Annotated in this window: 24 protein-coding genes and 1 tRNA gene; 17 read left to right on the forward strand and 8 right to left on the reverse strand. The window is 50.3% G+C overall.

The window, feature by feature from the left end:
* Window positions 1-36: 36 nt before the first annotated feature.
* A complete protein-coding gene (locus MJZ26_09730) occupies window positions 37-723 on the reverse strand; it encodes a hypothetical protein (protein ID MCQ2106060.1) in 687 nt (228 codons plus the stop codon).
* 70 nt (window positions 724-793) lie between these two features.
* Window positions 794-1,810 carry a quinolinate synthase NadA gene (gene nadA / locus MJZ26_09735; GenBank protein ID MCQ2106061.1) on the reverse strand — a complete coding sequence of 339 codons (1,017 nt, stop codon included), beginning with the start codon at window positions 1,808-1,810 and terminating at the stop codon, window positions 794-796.
* Between the two features lie 223 nt (window positions 1,811-2,033).
* Here nadA and MJZ26_09740 point away from each other — a divergent pair, with 223 nt between their 5' ends.
* Complete coding sequence (locus MJZ26_09740; protein ID MCQ2106062.1) at window positions 2,034-2,756, forward strand: hypothetical protein; 723 nt, start codon at window positions 2,034-2,036, stop codon at window positions 2,754-2,756.
* A 40-nt stretch (window positions 2,757-2,796) separates the two neighbouring features.
* On the opposite strand, the gene MJZ26_09745 is transcribed toward MJZ26_09740, so the two are convergent.
* On the reverse strand, window positions 2,797-5,397 hold the full coding sequence (locus MJZ26_09745) for a DUF3516 domain-containing protein (protein ID MCQ2106063.1): 2,601 nt from the start codon (window positions 5,395-5,397) through the stop codon (window positions 2,797-2,799).
* A gap of 86 nt (window positions 5,398-5,483) precedes the next feature.
* On the opposite strand from MJZ26_09745, the gene MJZ26_09750 reads away from it, so the two are divergent.
* The 4 genes from MJZ26_09750 to MJZ26_09765 all read left to right on the forward strand — a co-directional run bounded on the left by MJZ26_09750 (window position 5,484) and on the right by MJZ26_09765 (window position 10,646).
* Window positions 5,484-7,586, forward strand: a complete 2,103-nt coding sequence (locus tag MJZ26_09750; protein ID MCQ2106064.1) for a polysaccharide biosynthesis tyrosine autokinase — start codon at window positions 5,484-5,486, stop codon at window positions 7,584-7,586.
* Window positions 7,587-7,653: 67 nt separating this feature from the next.
* Window positions 7,654-8,100 (forward strand): low molecular weight phosphotyrosine protein phosphatase, encoded by a 447-nt coding sequence (locus MJZ26_09755; GenBank protein ID MCQ2106065.1) that lies wholly within the window; start codon window positions 7,654-7,656, stop codon window positions 8,098-8,100.
* Between the two features lie 20 nt (window positions 8,101-8,120).
* On the forward strand, window positions 8,121-9,257 hold the full coding sequence (locus tag MJZ26_09760; GenBank protein ID MCQ2106066.1) for a polysaccharide biosynthesis/export family protein: 1,137 nt from the start codon (window positions 8,121-8,123) through the stop codon (window positions 9,255-9,257).
* A 12-nt stretch (window positions 9,258-9,269) separates the two neighbouring features.
* Complete coding sequence (locus MJZ26_09765) at window positions 9,270-10,646, forward strand: mannose-1-phosphate guanylyltransferase/mannose-6-phosphate isomerase (GenBank protein MCQ2106067.1); 1,377 nt, start codon at window positions 9,270-9,272, stop codon at window positions 10,644-10,646.
* Window positions 10,647-10,719: 73 nt separating this feature from the next.
* Here the strand turns inward: MJZ26_09765 and pheS are convergent, their stop codons facing one another.
* Together pheS and MJZ26_09775 are read right to left on the reverse strand one after the other, a co-directional pair.
* Window positions 10,720-11,742 (reverse strand): phenylalanine--tRNA ligase subunit alpha, encoded by a 1,023-nt coding sequence (pheS, locus tag MJZ26_09770; GenBank protein MCQ2106068.1) that lies wholly within the window; start codon window positions 11,740-11,742, stop codon window positions 10,720-10,722.
* 77 nt (window positions 11,743-11,819) lie between these two features.
* Window positions 11,820-13,046 (reverse strand): hypothetical protein, encoded by a 1,227-nt coding sequence (locus MJZ26_09775; protein ID MCQ2106069.1) that lies wholly within the window; start codon window positions 13,044-13,046, stop codon window positions 11,820-11,822.
* A gap of 34 nt (window positions 13,047-13,080) precedes the next feature.
* Between MJZ26_09775 and MJZ26_09780 the strand changes: the two genes are divergently transcribed.
* The 10 genes from MJZ26_09780 to MJZ26_09825 all read left to right on the forward strand — a co-directional run bounded on the left by MJZ26_09780 (window position 13,081) and on the right by MJZ26_09825 (window position 22,098).
* Window positions 13,081-13,881, forward strand: a complete 801-nt coding sequence (locus MJZ26_09780) for a hypothetical protein (GenBank protein ID MCQ2106070.1) — start codon at window positions 13,081-13,083, stop codon at window positions 13,879-13,881.
* Between the two features lie 7 nt (window positions 13,882-13,888).
* Entirely contained in the window at window positions 13,889-14,407 is a 519-nt protein-coding gene (locus MJZ26_09785) for a hypothetical protein (GenBank protein ID MCQ2106071.1), read from the forward strand.
* A complete protein-coding gene (locus MJZ26_09790) occupies window positions 14,383-15,108 on the forward strand; it encodes a hypothetical protein (protein ID MCQ2106072.1) in 726 nt (241 codons plus the stop codon). The genes MJZ26_09785 and MJZ26_09790 overlap by 25 nt, the downstream gene beginning before the upstream one ends.
* 53 nt (window positions 15,109-15,161) lie before the next feature.
* Window positions 15,162-15,245, forward strand: a tRNA-Leu gene (locus MJZ26_09795).
* Window positions 15,246-15,480: 235 nt separating this feature from the next.
* Window positions 15,481-16,065 carry a GNAT family N-acetyltransferase gene (locus tag MJZ26_09800; GenBank protein MCQ2106073.1) on the forward strand — a complete coding sequence of 195 codons (585 nt, stop codon included), beginning with the start codon at window positions 15,481-15,483 and terminating at the stop codon, window positions 16,063-16,065.
* A 117-nt stretch (window positions 16,066-16,182) separates the two neighbouring features.
* Complete coding sequence (locus tag MJZ26_09805) at window positions 16,183-17,031, forward strand: TIGR02147 family protein (protein MCQ2106074.1); 849 nt, start codon at window positions 16,183-16,185, stop codon at window positions 17,029-17,031.
* The gene (locus tag MJZ26_09810) at window positions 17,031-18,407 is read left to right on the forward strand and encodes a carbohydrate binding domain-containing protein (GenBank protein MCQ2106075.1); all 1,377 of its coding nucleotides are present in this window, start codon (window positions 17,031-17,033) and stop codon (window positions 18,405-18,407) included. The genes MJZ26_09805 and MJZ26_09810 overlap by 1 nt, the downstream gene beginning before the upstream one ends.
* A 127-nt stretch (window positions 18,408-18,534) precedes the next feature.
* Entirely contained in the window at window positions 18,535-20,319 is a 1,785-nt protein-coding gene (locus tag MJZ26_09815) for an alpha-1,4-glucan--maltose-1-phosphate maltosyltransferase (protein ID MCQ2106076.1), read from the forward strand.
* Window positions 20,320-20,515: 196 nt separating this feature from the next.
* On the forward strand, window positions 20,516-21,259 hold the full coding sequence (locus MJZ26_09820) for a GNAT family N-acetyltransferase (protein MCQ2106077.1): 744 nt from the start codon (window positions 20,516-20,518) through the stop codon (window positions 21,257-21,259).
* A gap of 83 nt (window positions 21,260-21,342) precedes the next feature.
* On the forward strand, window positions 21,343-22,098 hold the full coding sequence (locus MJZ26_09825; protein ID MCQ2106078.1) for a thioesterase: 756 nt from the start codon (window positions 21,343-21,345) through the stop codon (window positions 22,096-22,098).
* Window positions 22,099-22,103: 5 nt separating this feature from the next.
* Here MJZ26_09825 and MJZ26_09830 read toward each other — a convergent pair whose 3' ends face one another.
* A complete protein-coding gene (locus MJZ26_09830; protein MCQ2106079.1) occupies window positions 22,104-22,652 on the reverse strand; it encodes a hypothetical protein in 549 nt (182 codons plus the stop codon).
* 251 nt (window positions 22,653-22,903) lie between these two features.
* Between MJZ26_09830 and MJZ26_09835 the strand changes: the two genes are divergently transcribed.
* On the forward strand, window positions 22,904-23,224 hold the full coding sequence (locus tag MJZ26_09835; protein ID MCQ2106080.1) for a SpoVG family protein: 321 nt from the start codon (window positions 22,904-22,906) through the stop codon (window positions 23,222-23,224).
* Window positions 23,225-23,287: 63 nt separating this feature from the next.
* Window positions 23,288-24,787: a YifB family Mg chelatase-like AAA ATPase gene (locus tag MJZ26_09840; protein ID MCQ2106081.1), complete on the forward strand. Its 1,500-nt coding sequence runs from the start codon at window positions 23,288-23,290 to the stop codon at window positions 24,785-24,787.
* Between the two features lie 12 nt (window positions 24,788-24,799).
* Here MJZ26_09840 and MJZ26_09845 read toward each other — a convergent pair whose 3' ends face one another.
* Both MJZ26_09845 and MJZ26_09850 read right to left on the reverse strand, forming a co-directional pair.
* A complete protein-coding gene (locus MJZ26_09845; protein MCQ2106082.1) occupies window positions 24,800-25,165 on the reverse strand; it encodes a dihydroneopterin aldolase in 366 nt (121 codons plus the stop codon).
* Entirely contained in the window at window positions 25,159-26,160 is a 1,002-nt protein-coding gene (locus MJZ26_09850) for a hypothetical protein (protein ID MCQ2106083.1), read from the reverse strand. Before MJZ26_09850 ends, MJZ26_09845 begins: the two co-directional genes overlap by 7 nt.
* Window positions 26,161-26,514 lie beyond the last annotated feature (354 nt).

Raw genomic sequence — 26,514 nt, forward strand, 5'->3', positions numbered from 1 at the left:
TAGATTAGGAAAAGCGGGCTTTTCCCCGCTTTCTTGTTAGAACTGATATTGTACTGCCACCGATGCGAAAACAAAAGACTGCCACAAATAGGGGTCAAGATCGCAATTGTCTGTCTGGGAGGTATAGACGTTGCGATACCAGTTTTCGTAAATCTTGATGGATGGCACCATGGCGATATTCTTGGTTATGTAGTAATGAAGATTTGCAATGAATGCGACTGCAGAACCATACAATTCCGCAGTGGAGGTTTCGTCTTCAAAGACCGCTGCGTCCTGGGTCTTTACATTGGTAAAGGAAAAACCTCCACCCAGGCCAATCTGGAAGAAGTCTGGCCAGAAGAGATTGTAGGTGAATTCAAAGCCGAGTCTCCAAATACGGTTGGATGCTTCATGGGTTGCATCGGGATAACCGCCAAGGGTCTCGTCCGTCTTCCAGTATTGGAAATTCAACGCCAGGGTGAAATCCCTGATGTTGGCACCGACGGTAAAATCGGACATGGCGATAAATTCCATTGCAGGTGGATGGATAATCACCTTGCGGTCCAGGGAGTCTTTCGCCTTGATGATGCTGTTGTTCAAGTCGCCCTTGGTCACCATGGCGCCGATGCCGGCTTCCACAAAATAGGATTTGGGCCAATAGCCTTCGTTATAGCCTTCGGCCAGGGCTTGCGTGCAGAACAGAGCCAACAACAGTAGGCAAATCTTTGAAACAAGTTTCCTCATGAATAACCTTTAGGTAAGGGCTTCCTCGCGCAAGCGTGAAGTCTGTTGCGAAGAAGCTCCGGTATTTCGTCTACTTGGCGGCGTAATAGAACATGGCGTCGATGCACTTCTTGGCGGCGACGCGGGTGGCTTCGTCCAGTTCCACATGCTGGGCCTTTTCCGGATGGCGCAGGGTTTCCAGGATGTTTTCCAGGGAGTTACTCTTCATGTACTTGCACATGCTGCAGCTGCCGATGAAAGTCTTGTTCGGGAATTCGTACTGCATGCGGGCATTGAGACCGCATTCGGTGAGGAGCAGGAACGGGGTGCCTTCGGGCTGGTCCTTGATGTAGGTGACCATCTGGCCGGTGCTGCCCACGTAATCGCTGAGGAGAGCGACACCCGGGTGGCATTCGGGGTGGCTTACCACCTTCAGACCCGGATTCTGGCTGCGGAAGAAGTTGATCAGTTCGGAATCGTAGGTTTCGTGCACGTAGCAGCAACCGCTGTGGAGAACGATTTCCTTCTTGATGTTACGCTTCTTCATTTCGTCGATGAGGTTCTGGCCCATGAGTCCATCGGGAACGAACACGATCTTGTCGTTTTCGAGAGAGCTTACGATCTTCATCACGTTGGAGCTGGTAACGCAAACGTCGCAGTTTGCCTTTACGTCGGCGGTGGTGTTGATGTAGCAGACGAAGGTGTGGTCCGGATACTTTTCGCGGAGTGCACGGACTTCGGCGCCGGTAATGGAGTCGGCGAGACTACAACCGGTCAGCGGACCCGGAATCAGAACGTCCTTGGTGGGGTTCAAGATCTTTGCGGTTTCGCCCATGAAACGGACTGCGGAGAACACGATGGTCTTTGCTTCCACCTTGGTGGCGTCCTGACTCAGCTTGAAGGAGTCGCCATCGTAGTCGGCAACGCCCAGGATGATTTCTGGGGCAACGTAACTGTGGGCGAGAATGACGGCGTCGCGTTCCTTCTTCAGTTCGTTGATTTCGTTGATGATGGGAAGCATCTGTTCCACTTTTTCCATGGAATAGGTGCAAAGGACAGCGCCAGGCTGGATACTCTTAAGACGGTTGTAAAGTTCTTCTGCGGTCATGTGTAAACTCGAGGTTCGAGGTTCGAGACTCCTGTTCGAAGGTAATGTCGAACAAAGGACGCTCTTGACCCAAAGATAGAAAAAATGGTTGGTCCCCTTTAACCTTTATCCTTTATCCTTTCCGCTTAAACCTCTCCTTGGCACATATTTTGCTTTACATGGCGTGAAAAACAAGGAAATAAATGAAAAATTTTCATTTTGTGTAAAAAATATGGGTTGAAGTATGCTTTTTGCCGGTGCCGACATGACAAAAAATGTAAAAGACGAAGAGTACGCAGCATTCTTGATGGAAAATGGGGCCAAGTTTGGTTATGGCACCTTGGTCGATGATCGAGATGGTGAAATATACAGCACCGTAAAAATCGGCAATCAGGTTTGGATGGCGGAAAATCTTCGTTATGTAACGGTGAAGGGAAACGCAGACGATGATGTGGGTAGCTTTGCCTATGGCGAGGTTGCCAAGAATATTGGGAAATTTGGCAGACTTTACACTTGGGCTGCCGCAATGGATCTTGATTCCCGCTATAACGATGCCGAACTGGATGGTGAAATCCAGGCGAAAATTGCGTCCGGGACATACCAGGGCATCGCACCGGAAGGCTGGCATATCCCGACCGAAGACGAATGGCACGAGCTTTGTGAATACCTTCGCAGCATGCAGGCGGGTATTCCGGGGACTATGCTGAAGGCGGCGAACTACTGGGAAGATTGTCTGGGCTCTGTCGATGGCTATGATAGCGTTGGTTTTGCCTCGCTGCCTTCTGGCGGCAGGTACAGCATGGGCTATTTTTACGACTTGAACAGAGCTGCCTACTACTGGACGTCAACCAGCGTATCCCATGAATATGCCAGGTACCGAAGCATCAGTTTCCGTGGCGGAAAAATCGGCGCGGATTACACCTACAAGAGTGACGCGTACGCAATTCGTTGTGTAAAGGACCGCTAGTTTGGCAAAACTTGTTGAATTGCGGGTTGCCCTTTAATTTTTAGACTTCTCCGATTCGCATCATCTTGATGAGAGGCATGCCGGCTTCACGGCACTCCTTCATGTCGATATCGAAATCGATACTCCAGTCGTTGAAATCTTCTTCGTCCTGCAGCATTTGCTGGATGTGCATGATGTCACCGTCATAGGTGATAATGCTATGGTGGATGGATCTGCCTTCCACATCCAGGCGGAACTTGTGATGCTCGGCCACATAGGCTGCCATGATTTCCATCAGGCGGTTCTCGGTCCAGGGCTTTCCTTCGCCGTCCACAAGCATCTGGCCTTCTGCAAGGTCGTCTGCCAGCATGTCCAAAACGTCGCCGAAGGCTTGTTTCTGCAATGCGCCCATAAGCTGGAAGATACGCTGGCGGACCATGTTCACAAAACGCTTCTTGTCGTAGGTAATGTCGGCGGCAACCTTGTCTGCACCGAAGGCGGTTTCCATTTCGGTGGCGCCGGCTTCTTCCATACGTTTCTGGTAGTCTTCGGGGTGGGCCATCTTTTCCCATTCTTCCAGCAGGCTACTGTCTGTACGACGGATCATGTCGCCAAGGTATTCTTCCATGTCCCGCAGTTCCTCGTTCTTGTAGCTGTCGGGCACGGTCTGGGCCAGAACCTTGTATACGCCGTTCAGATGACGCAACAAGATGGCTTCCATGCGCTGGAGGCCGTACTGCTTGATGTATCCGCTGAAGGTACTGAAGTTCTCGAACATCTCGCGAACGATGGACTTTGGCTCCACATTTACATCCACCCAGGGGTGAGTTTCTGCAAAGCTGTTGTAAGTATCGTAGATGAAATCTCGGAGGGGCTTGGGATATTCCACCTTTTCCAGCTCTTCCATACGCTGGTTGAATTCCATGCCTTGCGCCTTCAGTTCGTCCATACGGGCGTTCTTCGCCTTGTTCTGCTGGATTCGCAGGATGGAGTCCGGATTTTCAACGATGCTTTCGCACAAAGTAATGACGTCGAGGGCGTACTCGGGGCTTTCCTTGTCTAGCTTGGGCAACGTGTCCAGCAGATAAAGTGAAAGGGGCTGGTTCATGGAGAAATCGTCCTGCAGGTCCATGTTCACACGAAGCTTGCTATAGCCTGGCGCTACCTGCGGGGCGAACTCGATGATATGCCCTTCTACCAGGCCGCGGAACAGCTGGAAGGCGCGTTTTTCCAGCTTACGCTTGCTGGCTGCGCTTTCGTGACAATCCTTGATAAGGTTCCGCATGGCGCGGCAACCATCCGTAGGGCGGCTGAGAATGTTCAGGAGCATCCCGTGACTCACCTGGAAGCTGGAAGTCAGCGGCTCAGGCTGTGCCTGAATCAAACGTTCGTAGGTTCCCTTGTCAAAGGGAACGTAACCATGCTCAGGCGGCTTTTTCTTCTGGAATTTCTTTCCAGTCTGTTTCGTCTTGGCTTCAAGTTTCAAGTTCTCGATAACGTGCTCGGGAGCTTGGGCCACAACGTAACCGATGTCGTCAAAACCCTTACGTCCGGCCCGGCCTGCAATCTGGTGGAAATCGCGGGCCGTAAGAATTGCGGTCTTGTCGCCGCTATATTTACAGAGCTGGGTGAACAAAACCGATCTAATGGGAACGTTCACGCCTACGCCCAAGGTGTCTGTACCGCAGATGACCTTAAGCAATCCTTTCTGGGCCAGCTTTTCGCAAAGGATTCTGTATTTCGGAAGCAAACCTGCGTGGTGCAGGCCGATGCCTTGCTTGAGCCAGCGCTTCACTTCGGGGCCGTAGGGACTGCTGAATCGTATTTCCTTGATGGCTTCGTTGATGGCCTGTTTTTCTTCCTTGTTGCACAGGTCCAGGCTCATGAAATTCTGGGCGTTGGTGGCTGCTGCGGCCTGGGTAAAATGGACCACGTAAACGGGCCCCTTGCCCTCGTTAATCAAACGCTGTACTGTATTTGAAATTTCGGTTTCGGAGTAGGTAAAATCCAGGGGCACCGGGCGTTGTGTAGAGCGTACGGTAACAGATTCCTTGCCCGTGTGCTTGGTCATTTCCTTTTCAAAGAATTCCGTGGCGCCTACGGTTGCGCTCATGAGCAGGAATCGTGTGTTGGGCATGGTCAAAAGAGGTACCTGCCAGGCTACTCCGCGTTCCTTGTCGGAGTAGTAGTGGAACTCGTCCATCACTACGTCGGAAATGGTCGTTTGCTCCCCTTCGCAAAGGGCCATGTTCGCGAGGATTTCTGCGGTGCAGCAGATGATGGGTGCGTCTCGATTGACGGTTGCGTCGCCTGTAGAAAGTCCTACATTTTCAGGACCAAATTCCTTGCAAAGGGCCATCCACTTTTCGTTGACCAGGGCCTTGATGGGGCAGGTGTAAATGCTGCGTCGGCCGTGGGCCAGACTGTCAAAATGCAGTGCCAGCGCCACCATGGATTTTCCGGAACCCGTGGGTGTATTTAGAATGACGTTCTTTCCGTCCAAAAGTTCCAATATGGCTTCTTCCTGGGCGGGGTATAGGGTTGTTCCCTTGGCTTCTGCCCAGGCTAGGAAAGATTCCAGTAGCTCTTCGGAGGAGGGAACCTGTCCGTTGTCAGTTTTTTGTAAGTAGTCTTTTAGGCAGATAGGGGCGTTTTCAGTCATATTTAAAAGATAGCTTTCTTTGACGGTGCTTCTGTTTTTTAAATTTGCAAATGGAATAATTTCATTGTTTGAAGTTGAAGGATTATATGGCTTCTAAGAAAACGGAAGAAACAGATCTTGGCGAATTGATGAAAAATCTGGTGAAGCATTGGTTTATTATGCTTCCCTGCTTGATTATCGCCGCAGCTGTTGGTGTTTTTGTTGCGATGTGGATTCGCCCTGTTTACCAGGTGGATGCACTTTTGCAGATTGAATCCAAGAATAATAAGGGCACCATGGGAATGATGGCTGGACTTGGCTCCTTGTTTGCCACCAGCAGCCCGGCAGAAACGGAAATTGAACTGATCAAGAGCCGCCAGGTCATGGGCTCTGCAGTGGAAAAACTCCACCTGATGTACGATGCAGAACCTTTGAACTTTATGGACCGCCTTCTCCACAAGGAAGGCCGTTTGGAACTGACTCAGTTTGAAGTCCCCTGGGACAATCTTCCCAAGGAAGAAGTGAAAGATCAGGTATGGACGGTTGTTGCCAAGGATTCCGTAGGAAACTTCTCGTTGTATGACCACAACGAAAAGCTAGTCCTGGAAGGAAATGCTGGTGAAACCTATCGTTTCCCCTATGCTGGCGACACTGCTGTTATTGGCATTTTTAGAATGGAAGCAAGGGAAGGCCAGTCCTTCGCTGTAAGCAAGAAACTCCGTCTCGACGCTATCAATCAGTTCCGCTCTGCGTTCAATGTCAAGGAAAAGGGCAAAAAGACCGGCGTTCTTGAATTCTCCTATCAGGATATCTATCCTGATCGTGCCGTAGAGGTCTTGAACGAGGTGGCATCCTCCTACCTGCGCCAGAACGTGGAAGAACGTAATGCAGAAGCCCAGAAGACTTTGGATTTCCTTGAAAAGCAGTTGCCCGATGTGAAGTCTCGCATGGATTCCGCCCTCATGAACCTGAATGCCTATCGTAACCAGGTGGGCTCCGTCGACATCAATGCGGAAACCCAGTTGGTACTCCAGCGTAGAATGAAGCTGCAGCAGGATATTCTTTCCCTCCAGCAGCGTAAGCAGGATGCAATCCGCTTGTTCCATTCCGAACATCCCACGGTAAAAACTCTCGAAGACCAGGAGTCCGCTCTTAGAAGGGAACTTGCCGGAACTTCCAGCGAGGTGAAGAAACTTCCGGCAACCCAGCAGGAAGTGCTCCGTCTTTCCAACGAAGTTGAATTGAGCAAGAGCATCTATACAACCATGCTGAATAACATTCAGCAACTTCGTCTTGTATCTGCTGGTGAAGTGGGTACCGTCCGAGTTATCGACTTCGCCGAAGAAGTGACCAAGCCCGAAAAACCGAAAAAGAGAATCATCCTGTGCCTGGCCCTGTTCATTGGTTTCTTGATTGGAGCCGCCATCACCTCTCTGTTGACTAAGTTTAGCAGCGGCGTAAAGAGTGCATCCTTTATTGAAAAGGAAACCGGCTTTACCGTGTATGCCAAGGTGCCCAAGGGTAATCCTCAGGGAACCAAGGGCACTAGACCGCTGGCCGTGGTGGAACCTGGCGATGTGGCTGTGGAAGCATTGCGAGCCTTGCGTTCGTCTCTGGAATTCTCCATGATGGATGAAGGCGCGTCTGTCATCGGTGTCAGCGGCCTTATCCCTGGCGTAGGTAAGAGCTTTATCTCTGTAAACCTGGCCGCCTTGTTTGCCGGTCTTGGAAAGAAGGTCCTGCTTATTGACGCCGACTTACGTAAGGGCCGACTCCATAAGGAATTTGGAATCAAGCGCGGAGAAGGCTTCTCCCAGGTTCTTCTCCGTAAGGTTGAACCGAGCGCGGTTACCTATCCGACCGAAGTTGAAAACTTGTTCGTGATGCCCTGTGGAAATGTGCCTGCCAATCCGGCTGAACTTCTCGGATCCAAGCACTATGGCGAACTGATTGAACAGTTCAAGACGGAATACGACCTGATCATCGTGGATACTCCGCCTATCATGCTTGTTACTGATGCGGCCCTGGCTTGCCGTGTTGCCGGACAGATTGTCATGGTCATTGAATACAACAAGCACTCCATCGAAGCAATCCAGGATGGCATGGGCCAAATCCTTAAGGGTAACGGTAATGCTCATGCGTCTATTGTCATTAACAAGTACGAACATAGCCGTTCCGAAGGCTATGGCTACAAGTATGGCAAATATTAGTCGATAATAGCCGTGTTTTAGAACGTTTTTTTGTAAACTTTATAACGCATTTTTTACATTTCGTATTATGAAGAATATTCTCGTTGTTTGTACCGGAAATATCTGCCGCAGTCCCACAGGGGAGTACCTCCTGAAGAAGGAACTGGGCCCGGATTTTAACGTGATGAGCGCCGGACTTGGGGCTCTCGTTGACCATCCTGCTCATGAAACCAGTCAAAAGATCGCCCTGGAACACGGGGTGGATATGAGTGCACACCACGCTCGTCAGATCAACCTGGATATTGTGAAGTGGGCAGACCTTGTCCTCGCTATGGAAAATGGTCAGAAGATGGATATTCTTGCCCGCTATCCCTTTATGGAAGGCAAGGTTTTCCGTTACGGTGAAGCCATGAAGGTGGATGTACCCGACCCGTACCGTCGTCCGGAAAGTGCCTTTGTGCTGGCTTGGAACTATATCTCCAAGCTGACTCCGTATTGGGTTGAAAAGATTAAACAAAGCGAAGGAAAGGTCTAAGGATAGACCTGAGGTAAACTATGAAAAAATTGAGTGTAGGTTTACTTGGCTCCATGCTCCTGCTTGCAGGTTGCTCCCTGGGTCCCCACATGCAAATGGCCGTTCCTGGTGACGAAGCCGAATACAATGGTGTAAAGGTTCGCCTCCATGCCATTGAAGAAGGCGACTTTGGTACAGGTTCCGCTGCCGCTGCAGAAACTGCTGCTACGGAAGTAGGCGATCTTAAGGAACTGATGGTCGATTCCATGCCGGAGCTGGAATATCGCATTGGACCTCTGGACATGGTTCAGGTTGTGGTTTGGGAACATCCCGAACTGACCTCGCCTATGGGTCAGTACCAGCCTGCCGGTCAGAAGGTTACCACCGATGGTAAGCTGTTCTACCCCTATGCTGGTGAACTGCAGGCCGCTGGCCTTACCGCTCAGGAACTTCGTGCTGAAATTACCAAGCGTCTTTCTGACAAGATCTTGAACGATCCTCAGGTTGATGTCCGCGTTACCGGTTACAACAGCCGTCGCGCATTCGTGTCTGGCCGAGTCTCCAAGCCGGGCTTTGTCGCCTTTGACGAAAACCCCATCACCATTCCCGATGCAATCGCCGCTGTAGGCGGTTTCGCTAACGATGCAGATCTTTCTGCCATCCAGCTTCGTCGTGGTGAAAAGGTTTACAACATCAATTATACCGATGCATTCAAGAGCAATCTTCAGCTCGAAAAGATCGTTATTCTCCCCAATGACCAGCTCTATATTCCTTCCTTGGTCCAGACCCAGAAGGAAAACAAGGTCTACGTCATGGGTGAAGTCGGCCGCGTAGGTGTGGTTGATATTCATGATGGCAACTTGAGCCTTGCTGAAGCCTTGTCCACCGCTGGTGGCCTGCAGGCTCTTAACGCCACCTCCCGCGGTATTTACGTTATCCGTAATACCTCTGAAAAGCAGATTGACGTTTACCAGTTGAATGCAAAGAACGCAATGGCCCTTGCCATGGCAGACCGTTTCAATCTTAACCCGCACGACATCGTTTATGTTGATGCTTCCGACCTTGCAACTTGGAACCGCCTGATTGGTCTTCTGTGGCCCACTCAGCAGGCTGTCTACTACGATGTGCTGACGGTCCGTACTGTCCAGCAGATCAGCAATGGTACCTGGGGTAAGTAATAGAGGCTTTGTATGATTAACTTGATTCTTTGTGGTGGTAACGGCACTCGTCTTTGGCCTGTAAGCCGTTCCCTCATGCCCAAGCAGTTCGCTCCGTTGTTTGACGGACAGTCCCTGTTCCGTAAGACTGTGGTGACCAATTCCGCAGTTTGCGAAGCACAGTTCATCGTTTCCAATGCCGACCAGTTCTTCCTTGCAAAGGACCAGCTGGAAGCTGAAGGCAAGCACAACTGCAAGTTCCTGCTGGAACCGGTGGGTCGCAATACCGCGCCTGCCATTGCCCTGGCCTGCCTGACCCTGGATCCCGAGGAAATCGTCCTGGTTTCCCCGTCCGACCATGTAATCCGCAAGAAGGACGAATACAAGAACGTTCTTCTTCGCGCCCAGGAACTTGCCAAGGAAGGCAACCTGGTGACCTTCGGTATCACTCCCACCAGTCCCGAAACTGGCTACGGCTACATCGAGGCCGAAGGCGAAAACGTCAAGCGCTTTGTGGAAAAGCCGGACCGCGCTACCGCCGAAAAGTATTTGCTGGCTGGTAACTTCTACTGGAACTCCGGCATCTTCTGCTTCAAGGCTAAGACCTTCCTTTCTGAACTGCAGAAGCATTCTCCCGACATTCTGGAAGCCGCCAAGATGGCTCTCGCAAATACCGCTATCGAAGCCGGTGAACCGATTCGCGTGGGCATGGACGACATGAAGGCCATCCCTTCCAACTCCATCGACTACGCCGTCATGGAAAAGTCCAACATCGTGAAGGTTGTGCCCAGCGATATCGGCTGGAGCGACCTTGGCTCCTTCGACAGCCTGTATGGCGAATACCCTCACGACGAAAACGGCAACAACGTGAACCCCCGTCACATTGCCGTAGGTTCCAAGAACTCCCTGGTCATGGGCTCCCAGCGTGCTATCGCTACCATCGATCTGGACAAGATGCTCATCGTGGATACCCCCGACGCTCTCCTCGTGGCTCCTCTCAGCAGCAGCCAGAAGGTGAAGCAGGTGGTGGAAGAACTGAAGGTCCGCGGCTCCGACCTCATCAGCGTTCCGCAGACTGTGAACCGCCCCTGGGGTACTTACTCTGTGCTGGAATCCACCGAACGCTACAAGATGAAGCGCATCGTGGTGAAGCCGGGCAAGCGCCTCTCCCTGCAGAAGCACCTGCATCGTTCCGAGCACTGGGTGGTCGTAAGCGGTACAGCAACCGTTACCGTCGGCGACAAGGTGTTCTACGTTCGCCCCAATGAATCCACCTACATCCCCGTGGGCGAAGTCCATCGCCTGCAGAACGAAGGCCGCCTGCCTCTCGTCATCGTGGAAATCCAGGTGGGTGAATACACCGGCGAAGACGACATCATCCGCATGGAAGACGACTTCCACCGTAACTAAGAGTCAGTGAAATTAAGAAAGGGTCTCGGCATCGCCGAGACCCTTTTTTCATAATTCATAATTCGCGCTAGCGCTAGAACTGGTCCAGGAAGCGCTGGTCGTTGCCGGTAAGCAAGCCAATTTCCGGAATGGCGTGGCGCAGCATGGCGATACGGTCGAGACCGAAGCCGAATGCAAAGCCGGTGTACTTTTCGCCATCGATACCGCAGTTCTTGAACACGTTGGGGTCCACGGAGCCGCAGCCACCGATTTCCATCCAGCCGGTGCCCTTGCAACGACGGCAACCTTCGCCGCCGCAGAATACGCAGCTCACATCCATTTCAGCGGAAGGTTCCGTGAAGGGGAAGAAGCTGGGGCGGAAACGGGTCTTGACGCCTTCACCAAAGAGCTTGTTCATGAATACCTGGAGAACGCCCTTCAGGTCGGCAAAGGAAATGTTTTCGTCCACCACCAGGCCTTCGCACTGCTGGAACATGGGAGCGTGGGTGGCATCGTTGTCGACGCGGAACACGTGGCCCGGAGCAATCATGCGGAAAGGCGGCTTGTGGGTTTCCATGTAATGAATCTGGGTACCGCTGGTGTGGGTGCGGAGCATCACCTTGTCGTCCACGTAGAAGGTATCCTGCATGTCGCGGGACGGGTGGTCGGGAGGAGTGTTCAATGCTTCGAAGTTGTACCAGTCGGTTTCGATGTCGCGACCGAAGTCCACTTCAAAGCCCATCTGGCTGAAGAAGTCGATGATCTCTTCGCGGACGTCGTACAGCGGGTGGGTAGAACCTGCAGGAATGCCTGCGCCAGGGAGGCTCACGTCTACGCTACCGCTGGAAAGTTTCTTCTGGAGGGCCGCTTCGTTGGCGGTGGCGATGGCCTTTTCGATTTCTTCGGAGACGGCCACCTTAAGTTCGTTGACGAGCTTGCCGAAAGCCGGCTTTTCTTCGGGAGGAAGAGTACCCATCTGCTTCATCAGGTCGGTAACGAGACCTTTCTTGCCCAGGTACTTCACGCGGAGGTTGTTGACGGCTTCTTGATTGGTAAGGTCAGTTTGCGCAAGTTCTGCGTCAAATGCCTGTTTCACGTTATTAATAGCTTCACTCATAGTGCGGCAAAATGTAGAAATTGATAATGGATGATTGATGATTGATAATGAAAACTTCTGCGCGTACGGAGTATTTTTTAATTGACTCCTGGAATGTGCATGATAACGGGCCTGTTCTTCCCGTTCTCGGTCTTATGGATGGTGAGCTTGCCGGTGGAGTCATAGCTGAACTGGTCGCCAACTCGCTCGCCGTTGACGTAGGTGAGGGAATCTCGCAGAACTCCGTTGCGATACCAGTTTTTCCAGATGCCATCCCGCTTTCCATCTTTCCAGAAACCTTCGGAGGCGGCTGATGTGTAACTTACGCTATCCGCAGTTGAATCCGGATAAAAGCTGCGGCTGACTTTTATATCTCCGTGTTCCCAGTTTTCTTCGTACCGTAGAGCTTTACCTTCGCGCATAAACCATAAGGTGCCATCTAGGACGAATTCGCCCCCTTCGTTCATTACGAAGGTAGATTCGGCACAAACAACAGCGCCGCATACGCCGAAGTCCGTTCGCGCTGTATCCCGCATAACAGTTTCTGCGATTTTGTTTCCTTCGACATCGAACCACTGCCATACGGAATCCCGCAGTCCGTTCCTCCAGAATTCCCGCTTTAGCACGATGCCTTCGCCGGAGTACATTTCTCGTACGCCATTCAGAATGTTGCCTGCCCACATTTCGCGTACTCGCACCTTCTTGCCGCTGTCGTAATACTCCAGACGCTCGCCACTCTTTTTACCTTGTCTGCAATAGAACTGGAGCTCAAGAACGCCGCTAAAGTTGTACTTTTTATAGAAGCCAGAGTCGATGGTGCTGAAACAGGAATTTTCCTCGGCGATGGTTCCGTTCTCGTTCCACTTTTTCCAGACGCCAATGGAGTCTCCGTTGTCGCTGTAGTGTTCCTCGAATGCCTTTTCGCCGTTGAAGTGCCAACCGGTCCAGTCGCCAACGGGATGGTCGTTTTCGTAATAACGGATAGCTTCGGTTTTCTTGTTGAAGTGCCCTCCGAAGTAGCTGGTCCACTTACCGTGGCGCAACCCTTTCTTGTACTTGCCTTCCATGACAAGATCACCAAAGCCTGTCCAGCGTTTGAAATCGCCATGGGGGACGCTGTCCTTGTAGGGAATTTCCAATTCCTTGATTCCGTCGGAATACCACTCGTTTCGCTTTAAGATTTCACCATCGGGATAAATCCAGATAGACGTTTTTTTCGCACCATTGGCGTGGTATGCCACAACCTGTTCCTCTGCGTGCTCAATAGTGCATCCAGAAAGAACAAGGAAAATGCAGAAAATCGGTGCAAAAAAAAGTTGAATCATATTTTCCAAAGTAGAAAAAAGGTAATTTCTAGGTGTGGCTGAAATAAAAAACAAACCTATTGCAGATACGCTAAATGCAAGAGTACGTACCCCATGGGTATGGCTTGTTCTTGTGGTTACCGTTGGGTTGACTGCGTTGTTTTATTTCTCCCAGAAACCGGAGCTTGTGGTGTATCCGCGGTTCATTAAGAGCCTTGCTGAATACCAGCTTCAGGAATCCTACGTGATGCGGACCATGGATCGCATTCGAAGTGGAACCGGTGGCGATACCTTGCTGGTTCAGACCCAGACCATGAGTCTTCGAGAATCTGCGGTTTCCTTCTCTCGCGAAATGGACGAGATGAGCTCCCATGGAATCAAGACGCCAAGCTACAATATGGTCAACCGGTTTGAAAAGGAAGTCTTGGGCAAGGTAGCCGGAATGCGCCGCTACGCCACAGGGCGCTGTGCTTGGATGGTTCGCCTAAATCAAATCAATGATGAAATTCAGAATCATCCTGCGGCGGTCTACGCCAGGTTGCATAGAACACTGGATTCCGCTAAGGCTGGATATCCGGTTGGAGTAAACTTCGGTGATTCCCTGTACACGGAGGTGCCCGATTCGCTCAAGACTTCAATCATTGCTTTGCTGCAGGATAACGAAGAACTCGCCTTTGCATGGAGTCGTTTTAATAACGAGATGGCGGTCATGTATAGTGAGGATCTGATGCAATTTTTCCATCAGGCGAACCAGAATGAAATCGCCCTGAAGTCAAAGATTCCCATGGCCTTCTATTTTCTGTCCCTGGTTCTAATGCTTTCTACTTTTTTCTTTATTTTCCGTTCTCGCCAGTAGGTCTAACTTGTCTTTTTTCACGTCTCGTAAACCGGCTTTATTCAACTTTGCGGTCCTGCTGCTTTTCCTGGCTTCATGGCTGTTCTCCTATATGTTCCCGGCTCTAAAGGGAATGTTGTACGAAGACCACCTGTTTTATGGAACCGTAACCCATGCTTCGATTCCCAGCATTTTTGGTGGGAGCGATATTCCGTTCATGGATAAGACCATGTTCCAGATTAACGGGGATGATCAGGCTACTTTTATTCTGTACGCTTCCCAGGAAATGATGGATGACATGTCCGAATGGTTCAGCTTTGCAGCCATGGATGCGGGAACAATTCCGCTGGAAATTTCCGCGGCGAGGATTGACGACCATCGTTTCGTTGTACATTCAATAGCCTCTTCCGACGGGGAACTGGATTTTGATGATCTGGTGATGGATTACCAGGTGTACTACGCCTTCATTGGCGCCTGCATTGTGGGTGCTATGGCGGTCGCTGCGTTGGTCCTGTTTGTCCTGTGGATCGTAAAGAAGCGGGAATAGTCACTTTGAAGGGCTTGCTTGTATTTGTTCTCGCCCTTGCCTGCATAGCCTCCCTTGCGGTTGCAGCGCAGCCTTGTGACACCTTGCTGGTACGCCAAAAACCTGCCGGAATTTGGTGGCCGTCCAAAGATACGAATCGAAGAATTGCCCCGGTAGCTGTATGGTTCCATGGCGGAATGACCAGCGGAAATTGTCAAAAAGGATTGGTTGCCGGGGGCGATTTTTCTTCTATGGTTCCAGGCTACATCGTAATAAGCGCGTCTGCCTGTCGACAGGATCACTGGGTGGAGCCAACCACCATGGCCATGGTGGACGAGGCTCTTGACTCCGTTGCGCAAAGGCGAGGGCAGGAAATTTCCGAAGTGTCGCTGGTGGGCATATCCGATGGCTCCTTGGGCGTAATTGCGTATTCCAAGCTAGGAAAACGCAAGATCGTTTCTCGGGTATTGATGAGTTCCTATGGCGGGTTGCTGGGGGCTGCGTCGGACTTGGCCAGGGATCCTGCGTTTAAAACCGGTCGTTGGCGTTTTATTCAGGGAGGCGCGGACAGGCTGTATCCATCGCAGGAAACGGTTCCCTGGATAGAAGGTTTTTGTCGAAACTTGGGTGTGGAATGTGACTTGAAGTTTGATCCTCAAGGTGAACATGACTGGGGTTATTGGCAAAATAAGCGAAAAAATTGGATTTTAGAGTTTTTTTAGCTAGAACCCTTGACAAAATGGCATAATTTTTCAAAATTTGGCTTCACGAACATGCGGATGTGGCGGAACTGGTAGACGCGCTAGATTCAGGTTCTAGTAATCGCAAGGTTGTGGAGGTTCAAGTCCTCTCATCCGCACTGAAAAAGACTCATCGAAAGATGAGTCTTTTTTGTTGCAGAGGGCGAGGAAGCATCCCCGCATCCACATAGTGGACCATTCTCACTAAGGCAACAAAGTTGCCAAGTGTTCATTAGTCTGGACTCCCACCCCACACGTGAGGCTACATTTCGTTTTTGTTGCCGAAGGCGGGGGAGTATCCCGCTCGGGACGCGTCCTTCACGTAAAGTTGAGAATCTTTTCTACTTTATGCATATGTCCTGCGGATTTGAGGAACAGTTTGTACAGGCTTTTGAGACCGCGACCCTGAAAGGGGAGCGGGTTGCGCTTGTTGGCCTTAGGGAGTCTGACGTTGAGGCGGTTTATGCGTTGGTGCAGGAATCCCGCGATCACTTGACGCCACATCTTCCTTGGGTAAAGGATACCTCGATTGCAGACATCAGGAAAAAAGCTCGCGGCTGGATTCTTGCTGAGCAGCTTTCTCAGGGCGGCTGCTGGTGTATTCTTGAAAAAAACGAAAATGGTTTGCCAGTCGGCTTTATTATGCTGGATGTGAACTTGAGTAATCGCTCGGCGGCCATTAGCTACTGGCTTGGAAAAAAGTTTACGGGGAAGGGCTATGCCACCCAGGCCCTCCAGCTGCTTTCTGATTTTGCATTAAAAACGTTGCGCTTGAATCGACTGGAAGTTTTTGCCTCGGTTCATAACGAAAAAAGTGCGGCGGTGGCCCTGCGAGCCGGTTTTAAGGAAGAAGGCGTTTGTCGGGATTACGAAATGGTGGGCGAAACTTTTGTGGATCACCGTCGTTTTTCGCTTCTAAAACGCGATCTTACTGCATGAATTGGCGAAATTCGCTTAATTTCGCTGTTTTTTCTGGTTGCAGAATGTTTACTTGAGTAAACACTAATCCTAAGTTATCTTTGTGTTTATTGCGTAAACACTTCTATCTTTGTAGATATGGAAAACGGTGATGTTCAAAAACTCGTAGAACCCGATGTGTTGCAATACACGAATTATCGCGTGTATCTTCGGGATTATTACGAATATAAGAAGTCGGTGAACCCCGCCTTCAGTTTGCGCTATTTTGCTGAAAAATGCGGGCTTTCTAGTCATGCCCACATTAAGCTTACTATCGATGGTAAGCGTAATATTACGAAGATTACGGTAACAAAGCTTATTCACGGTCTTGGTCTTACTAACCAGCGAGCTACTTATTTTGAATGCCTGGTATTCTTTAACCAGGCCGAAACAGACGAAGACAAGAAAGTCTATTACGCCCAGTTGGTCAAGGCTAGCCCCCGTTCCAAGCTTCATAAGATGGATCAAGCTCAGCTTCGTATATTCAAGGAATGGCATCATTCAGCCATTCTCGAAATGGTTGGCCTCAAGAATTTCCGTCCCATTCCCGAACAGGTCTCAAAGCGCCTTCGTGGCATGGTGACACCGTCCCAGGTTACAGAATCCTTGAATCTTTTGCTGGAATTGGGTCTTTTGGTGAAAACCGCCAACGGTTACCGCCAGAGCAATCCCCTCATTACAACCGACGACGAAGTGCAAGACATGATGGTTAAGCTTTATCATTTCCAGATGCTGAAGCTTTCTGCAACGATGTTGTCCGATCTTCCGGGGGAAGAAAGGGACATTTCTGCGCTTACCTTTGGAATTAAGCGCTCAGATTTCCCTAATTTGAAAAAACACTTACAACTAATGCGAAAAGAACTACTAGATTTCTCTGCAAAAGCAGGAGAAGCTGAAGAAGTTGTTCAGGTCAACTTACAGCTGTTCCCTCTGACCCGAGGAGTGTGATGAGATTCTTTTTGTCCATAGTCAGTTTTGCATGCCTAGCATCTGTTGGGTTGTTGTCGGTTGCTTGCTCCGACGACAAGAACACTGCTGGTATTGAAATTGGCAATCCGTCTATTGCGGACAAGGATACCATTCCGGATACTCCTATTGTGGTTCCTCCTGTGGAAGATGTCCCTGTTGCGCTTCCGTTGACGGCTGAATTTACTGTTGATTACTCTGATGTTGAATCTGTAAAGGTTGCTAAGGTTCTTTCTAAGTCTGCTGCAAAGGATGAACCGCTGCTGCTGGATTCCTTTGCTCTGCAACTTCATAGTGTGCGTACCTACGCTAGCTACTATATCTGGTTCCCGGATTACAATGCTGTAGAGGGTATGCAGGTTTGGCCTTACAATCCAGTTGCGGATGAGTCTGTCCTTGATTCTCTGGAAGATCATTCCATCACTGTTTCCTTTACAAAGGAATCCTTTGTCGATAGCGCCTTCAAGAATATCGACTTGCTGGACGGTGGTTATCTCAAGGAAATCGGAGTGTCCTTCAAGCCTTATGTGGCAGACGATATTTATGGCCGTGTGCTGATTGATGGAGAATACGTTCCCTTTGAGTACAATCTCTCCAACTTCCAATCCATGCAGCTGCGTTACCACTATTCCCAGATTGACACTGGCGATGGAAAGGCAAACCTTTCTGTTGTGTTCAGGGCAAAGATCTTCGCTGCTGGAGTCGACTTCTCCAAGGCCGAAATTTCTCCGGATGGTGTCATCTATATCGACATGAAGAATAACGTGGAATTGTGGAAGAAGTTGAACGAACGTTTTGTTCCGAGCTTCCAGCCGCTGCGCTACAACTTCATTAATGAGGCTGGTGAAGATAGTACCGCCTATGTCAAGGACATATGGAAGGGTATTGCGGCAGATGTAGGTGAAAACACCTTGATTAACGGAAACTTTGCTTCTCCCTTTACTACCGACTGGATTCTTGTGACTCAGTTTGGCGGCAAGGCTGACACCTCCGTGGTTGTGGAGAAAAAGTCCGGCGAAAGCATCATGAACGTGAATGTAACCGCTGGTGGTGACAGCTCCTTCAGTGTTCAGCTCCTGCAAGAAAATGTGGCCCTGATTGCTGGCGTACGCTATAAGTGCATCTTTACCATCTGGTCTGATGTGGAAGGCGAAATCACGGCACGCATCGGTTCTTACTCCACGTTTAAGACCATCGGCTTCTCGGAGCATGTCCCAGTTAGAAAGAGCGGCCAGTCTGTGGAAATCGAGTTCACGCCCGAAGTCAGCGATCCGTTTGCCCGTTTCGAACTGAACCTGGGTAAGCAGAAACGCAAGTTCTGGATCAAGGAAGTGAAGGTCTTGAGACTCACGAAGTAGTTTCATCTCAAAAAGCTCGTAGGGTGCCTTCCCAAGAAAATTGAACATTATATTGTCCCGCAAAATAGCGGGATTTTTTATTTCGCCTTTATCCTTTATCCTTTAACCTTTCTACTTTTATAGTACTATGGCTATTATTCCTACTCTCAAAGACAATCTCGTTATCGAGAATATCCGCCCGAACATCGAGGGCGGCCGTTTCATGATCAAGCGCGAACCGGGCGACACCGTCACCGTGCAGGCAGACATCTTCCGTCACAGCCACGAGAAGTACGATGCCGCCATCTTCTTCCGCCATGTGCCCGCAGAGGCTCCTGCCAAGAAGACTACTAAGACTGCCAAGTCCACAAAGGCTGCAGCCGTCAAGTGGGAACAGGCTCCCATGCATTTCGTGGATAACGACCTTTGGGAAGGCTCCTTTACCGTCAATAACATCGGTTACTACGAATACAAGATTTGTGCCTGGACCAAGGAACCTAAGGATGTTCCTACCGAAAGTCCGGTGATGAAGCTCCGTGTGGACCCCGCCTACGCCCGTACCGGTACCTGGTACGAAATGTGGCCCAAGTCCCAGGGCACCGACCCCACCAAGAGCGCTACCTGGAAGGACTGCGAAAAGCAGCTGGACTACATCGCCGACCTTGGCTTCGATACCGTTTACCTGGTGCCTATTCATCCCATTGGCGTTACCAACCGTAAGGGCGCCAACAACGCCCTCCACGCCAAGACCGACAAGAAGGGTAAGCCCCTGGAACCGGGATGCCCCTACGCCGTTGGTAACAAGTTCGGTGGTCACTACGCTACCGACCCTGAACTGGGCTCCATGAAGGACTTTGAACACTTTGCAAAGGCCGCCCGCGGTAAGGGCCTGCGCCTTGCTCTGGACATCGCCCTCAACTGCTCTCCGGACCATCCTTACGTAAAGGAACATCCGGAATGGTTCTACCACGAACCCGATGGCTCCATTAAGTTTGCTGAAAACCCGCCCAAGAAGTACGAAGACATTTACCCCTTCGACTACTACAACAAGAACTACAAGGAACTGTGGCAGGAAATCGAAAACATCATCCTGTTCTGGGCCGATAAGGGCGTGGAAATCTTCCGTATCGACAATCCCCACACCAAGCCGTTCCCCTTCTGGGAATGGCTCATCGCCGACGTGAAGGAAAAGCGTCCGGAACTGGTGTTCCTGGCAGAAGCCTTCACCCGCCCCAAGATGATGCATCGTCTGGCAAAGTCCGGCTTCGACATGAGCTACACCTACTTCGCATGGCGTAGCGCCAAGTGGGAATTCGAACAGTACCTGAAGGAACTGACTCAGTCCGACGCCAAGGAATACATGCGCGGTATTTTCTTCCCCACCACACCGGATATCTTCCCCAAGTATCTGGCCTACAAGGGTGCAAATGCCTTCAAGCAGCGTTACTTCCTGGCTGGTACCCTTTCTAGCCTTACCGGTATGTACAACGGTTACGAACTCTGCGAAAATATTCCGTCTCCCATCAAGGAAGAACTGCAGGATTCCGAAAAGTACCAGTACAAGGTTCACAACTGGGCTGGCCCCGGCATCCAGGACTTCGTTCGCCGCGTGAACACCGCCCGCCTGGAACATCCGGCTCTCCAGGAATACGACAACCTGGACTTCCACTACTGCGCCAACGACCAGCTCATGGTTTACTCCAAGAAGACTGGCGATGACGTTCTCCTGTTCGTCTGCAACATGGACATGGACAACGCCCAGGAAGGCATGGTGGAACTGGACATGGCAAAGCTTGGCCTCGACAACGACAGCTTCTTCTTCCTGAAGGACCTGATCACCGACGAATCCTTCGTCTGGCGCGGCAACAAGAACTTTGTCCGTCTGGATCCGAACAAGGCTCCTGGTCATCTGCTGGTTCTTAAGCGTATCTAATCTACGCTATACTTCGTTGCTCAAGCTCTCACGTATGTCTTATACGCTACGAGCTTTCGCGCCTTGTCTAGCTTGATTATCTACGCTTAAGAAAATGCTGCGCATCTAATCTGCGCTTAAGAAGAATTCGTAGGAATTAATAAAAAGAACGTCGCGACATTCGGCCCGCGGCGTTCTTTATTCTTATTTTTAAAACATGACTCGTGAACTTGTTATCAATGGTATTTATCGTCATTTCAAGAATCTCTACTACTGCGTAGAGTCTGTGGCCAAGCATTCCGAAACGGAAGAAGACTATGTGGTCTATCGCAAGATGTATGGCGATAAGGGACGCTGGATTCGCGAGAAGCAAATGTTCCTGAGTGAAGTAGACCGAGAAAAATATCCCGAGATTTCGCAACGGTATCGCTTTGAATATTTGAGACTGCAGTCCGAAAGAATATTCCTGCGCCCGTGGGAAGACGGTGACGCGTCCCGCCTATTTGAACTGGCTTCAGATCCTGACATCGGTCGCCGTGCCGGCTGGAAACCTCACGAATCGGCGGAAGAAAGCTTAAGCATTATCCAGAATGTCTTTAGAAACGATAGCACCTGGGCCATTGTGCTTAAGGAATCCGGCGATGTCATTGGCGCCATGGGCTATGGCCCTTCCTGCGATTGCGGGCTGCCTGCTGTTGGAGACGAACCGACTGTTGGATACTGGGTGGGAAAGCCTTACTGGAATCAGGGCTACTGCACCGAGGCCTTGGAGTTGATGCTTGATTATATGCGTGAACGGGGCCGATATGGAAGCGTTGTCAGCGGACATTTTGTAGACAATCCTGCATCTGGCCGTGTCATGGAAAAATGCGGTTTTATAGCCACTGGCGAGGAATGTCTCTGCCCGGAACTGTATGGAGGCGAAGATCGCCCTCTACGAGTGTTACGACTGAAATTTTAAATAAAAATCCTGAAAAGCATTCGCACGGGAAAAAAGCAGTTTATATTATAGATGACGAAAGAAAAATTTCACTGTTCACTACCATGATCGACATCTACTCTCTCTCCAAGAATCCTCTAGTTTTCCAGAAACCCCGTACCATTACGTCGGCTTACATTGACGTATCCGGAAAAATGGGCGTGGCTCAGACGGTGCTCATGGTTCAGGATAATTTTACTGAGAACTTCGGTAAGATCAAGCAGGATAATTTCTTTGTGAAGGAGAAGGGTGGCTACTGGGTTATTACCAAGGCCAAGTTCAAGTTTTTCCAGCGCCCGTTCTGGGGCGATAAGGTGGTGACAACGTCCTACCCGGCGAATAACGGTCTGATTCGTACTTACGAAAATACAGCGGTTACTACGGTTGAAGGTGAACCTATTGTCCTTGCGGTTCAGGAGGCCTGCTGCTTGGATTTGAACCGTCACCGTCCCATGAAACTGTCCGCTGTGGATTTCCCTACAGAAGGCTTTCCGGAACAGGTTCTGGACGACAAGTTCACGAAGTTTGAGCCTACTGTCGAAGAATATAAGGAAATTTACCAGCAGCGTGTTTTGCCTCAGCATCTGGACATGTCCCACCACATGAACAACATCAAGTATGTGGAACTAGCCATGAACGTTTTTCCTTCTGTGGACTGGGAACTTTGCATTCCCTCAGAAATGGAAGTTCATTTTCTGGGTGAATCCCTCGAAGGCATGCTGTTGAAAATTTTCCGTGCAGACCATAAAGGCGCTACCTATATGAAAATCGAAGACGAGACGGGGCGCCTGGTCTTCGAAATGAAAATCAAGATGAAATAGGATCTTTAGAATTCTTGGAAAAATTCCGGACGGTGAAAGTCCGGTTTTTCTGTGTCGATAGGGAAGGCACTCAGGTAGTGAGGCGTCTTCGCCTTGTCTCCGCATTTGTAAAGGTTACCTCGCAAAGCTACGCCTTCAAAGGATGTCAGGCCGAAAATGCTGGCTGGAATTTGCACTGTCATACCCCAGCAAATGAGATTGCCGGCGACGCTGGCCACTTGCTTGGTTCGTATTATTTTGTTGATAATGTCCTGGGCGAGTATCTGACGGTTGTTACGGTCGGGACCATGGGCGGCCAGCAAGAAACCGCGACTTGTTGTCTCGAAGTTAAAGTATTCTTCGGGTTTTGCCGGATTCTGCAGGAATATTTCTACGCAGGAGTCTTCCCAGCTACGACCGTTGTCTTCCTTGACTTCCGCTCGAAAACAATTTTCTGATTCTTCTACAGAAAAATTTACCACGAAGTAGTCCTTTTGAATTTCGGTTTCTGCAAGGACTGCGGGCAGTTGAATTCCCTGATTGGGAGTCCAGTTCATGTTTGCTTCTAGGATCATGTTGCCAATTTAGTTTTTAAAACAAAACCTGGTTTTGGATTGTGTTTTTCAGGGTGATTAAAACGCTGATTAATCAGTGGTTAAAAAGGAGTTTGATCACTTATTGATCAGACCTATTTTCAGACAAATCCGTATTTTGAAGAAAAATTGGGACTTTTGAATTGTGGCACGGCTTTTGCATTTATGGGTTGTCTTTACAAAGGTGCAATGGTGCACTGGGATAAAGATTACATATAAACTAGGAGGCCATCGTGGCTGAAAAAGAAAATAAGAATAATTCTACGACTCCGGCATTTGATTGCCTGGCGGTCACCAGCGTTAATGTTTATCCCTTTAAGGAAGGCTCTTGCTTTGGCCATATTAAAGGCTTGGCATCTGTGGTTCTTAACGACCAGATGCTAATCCGAGGCCTGCGTGTTATGGATGGCGAGAACGGTCTCTTTGTGGGCTATCCCAACGATCCTTTCTATAAGGGCGAAGACTTCAAGACTATTTGCAATCCGGTTACTCGCCAGCTTCGAGATCATATCGAAAATTGTGTCCTTGAAAAGTACCAGGCTTCTGTAGCCTAAGGCAGGTAATCCTTGTTTCGCAGAATCCGTTCTTATTGCCTGTTTGGGATAAAGGCTGTCCCTGTGAGTGTCGAGGTTGATGCATCCCAGGGGCTGCCGGGTTTCACTTTGGTAGGGTTGCCCGACAATGCGGTAAGGGAGTCGAGGGAGCGTGTGGTTTCCGCTATACGTTCCATCGACAAGGTGGTGACGGGTTTCCGTACAACGGTAAACCTGTCACCCGCGGATTTGCGTAAGGAAGGAAGTGCCCTTGATTTGCCTTTGGCTGTGGGCCTGCTTGTTGCAACCGGTGAAATTGAAGTCCCTGATTTGGAAAAGTTTGTGTTTGTGGGTGAACTTTCTCTTGACGGTTTGCTGAAGCCTGTTCGAGGAGTTCTTTCGGTTGCGATGGCTTTGATGGAATCGGACCGAGACAGTGTTATGGTAATTCCCAGGGCTAATGAACGAGAGGTCAACCTTGTTGACGGAATCCGCTACATTTGCGCCGATAGTCTGGGAGAGTGCGTAGAAAAAATTGAAGCGGGAGCGGCGACGTCTTGTCGTAAGGCTTCCGGATTAAAGTCGAATTTACACCAGATGCAGGATGCTCTTGCTTTGAATGATGTACCGGATTTTAAGAATGTGGTGGGAATGGAAGGGGTGAAAAGGGCTTTGGAAGTTGCCGCCGCAGGGGCGCATAATTTCTTGCTGGTTGGTTCCCCAGGTGCGGGAAAAACCTTATGTGCCAAGTGCCTGCCGGGAATTCTTCCTGAGATGACTGAACTGGAAATTTTGGAAACGACGCGGATTCATTCCTGCGCAAGGGCCCTGGGTGAATTTGGTGATTTTAATCCGGTGGTTAACCGCCCCATACGTATGCCCCACCATTCGGCATCCATGGTTTCCTTGGTGGGTGGCGGTACACGCCTAAGGCCAGGAGAGGCGAGTCTAGCCCATAATGGTTTGTTGTTTCTAGATGAGTTGCCCGAGTTCAACAGGACTGTTCTTGAAGCTTTGCGTGAGCCAATGGAAGAAGGCTGTATTTCTGTTTCCCGTGCCAGTGGCTCCGTTGTATGGCCCGCCCGATTCATGATGGGGGCGGCGATGAATCCATGCCCCTGTGGCTATTCTATGGATTCCAAGCGCGTTTGTACTTGCCTACCCGAGGCACGAAAGCGCTACCAGGAAAAGATCTCCGGCCCTCTTCTGGATAGAATCGATATTCAGGTGAGCGTGCCCCCGGTAGACCCGTCGCAGTTCGCCAAGCCTACAGTGGCTCCGGAAAGTTCCGCCGATATTCGCCGTAGGGTCTGCGCTGCCCGAAATCTTCAGCGAGAGCGTTTCCGCAATACCCGGTTCAAGACCAATGCTGAAATGTCCTCTGAATTCGCAAAGGAATGTTGCAGGATGTCTTCCGGAACAGAACGATTCTCCATCTCCGCAGCCGATAAGATGGGGTTGAGCGCTCGAGGCTACTATCGCCTGCTCAAGGTCGGGCGAACCATTGCGGACCTTAGGAATGCGCCTTCTGTAGAAATAAACGACCTGGCCGAAGCGCTTCGCTACCGGTCCTTCAGATCGTAAAAATGCAGAATCCTATCTGCAGATCTTGATGGATGATTCCGCCCCGGCGCAGTCGGGAATTGCCAAAGGCTTACGTACACTGACTTCCACGGCGTCGGCCTTGGGATAGTGAGACAAAATATATTTGGCTGTTTCTACTACCAGGGTTTCTTCTAGCTGGAAACAAGAAAGGCGGATAAAACCCTTCAGGTCTTCCGCCAATTGAGCATAGTCTATGGAGTGGGCCAAATCCTCGTTACGGGCGGCCAAGGTAAAATCCAACCACAGGTTAACGTTCAGTACAATAGGCTGTTCGTTTTCACGTTCAAAGGGGAGCGTACCAATAATACAATTGAACGTGAGATCCCGGATTGAAATTTTACCGGAGCTGATTACCATACGAAGAGGACCACGGCACCAGCGATAGATGCACCGGCAACGCCGAACCAAATGTTACGGGCGGAGGTGTAGGAATCCTGGGTCTTCTTGTTTTCCTTCATGCGCTGCTGGAGGTTGTACAGGGTCCAACCGTCGTGGTTACCATTTTCGATAACAACATCCTCGCACTTCTTTTCGCCACCGCATGCGCTCAACAGGCTGGTGCTGAGGGTTTCAAGTTCGTCGTAGTTGTCCTTGGCTTCGTTTGCCTTGGAGTGCTGCATCACGCCGATAACAATGCTTGTTGCGGCGAGAGCTGCAAGACCAACTGCGCTCCAGAAACGGACTTCGTCTGCGATACCGAAACGGTCGCCTACGTCGCCAGCGGCGTCGTTAGCTGCGTAGTCGCGGCTGTCTGCGGAGGTGTTGTCCACGGGAGCGTTGGTTCTGTATGCGGAGAGGTCTTCGTCGTCTTCGCAATCTTCGTCATCTTCGTCGCAGTATTCGTCCTTGCTTGCTGCTGCAGCTTCGGCAACCGGTTCTTCTTCCGGTGCGTCGCCCTTCAGGGTAACGGGAGTGCCGTCAACGAAGGCGATTGCAGTGGTAAGGCCCGGGGCAAAAACGGACTTGCCGTCAAAGTAAACCTTTTCTTCATCTTCATCGGCGCTCATGCCGCGACGCTTGTAAACCTTTGCGGTAACCAGCTTGGAGTAGTCAACGCCATCTGCAGTAAGAGCGGTCATGGAGCTCAGGTCGCCTGCGCTACCCTGGTAGAGCTGATAAGCAGGGTCGGTATCGCCAAAAGGATCGACGAACTTCTGGCGAAGAACCAGACGGCCATCCTGGAGGGATTCGACTTCGTCTGCAGGAATGGTCTTGAGTTCACCACCGAATTCTGCAGAAATATAATCGTCGGACTTTGCTGCATCCTTGGCTTCAAAGTCGCTAATGTCGTAGGCTCCGGCGAATGCGGAGACTACAGAAAGGCAAATTGCCAAAATAAGAGAACGTTTCATCTTGTGCTCCATAAGACTATTTACGCGAAATATATAAAAAAATGACGATAATACCACCCCAAAAGGTGCGTTTTACCCCCTAAAATGGGCATGTCTTTACTTGCGTTACACACGTGTAACTCTTTGATTGTCAATGAGTTGGGTGTTTCTTGCTTGTGGGAAGACTCTGCGTGGGGTGTGGGGACGCCTTTTGGGCTGCAGGAGGATCGGCTTTATTGCTGGTTTGAACGTCGTTTGTGGGGGCGTCTAGAGGTGGCGGTTGGGGCTGCTCTTTGGCTGGTCGCTTTGCTATATTATAGCCCGTAAATTTTAACTCTAACCAGAAGGTGCTAATCATGGCAAAGCTTTCTATTG

The sequence above is a fragment of the Fibrobacter sp. genome, from assembly GCA_024398965.1.
Taxonomy (GTDB): Bacteria; Fibrobacterota; Fibrobacteria; order Fibrobacterales; family Fibrobacteraceae; genus Fibrobacter.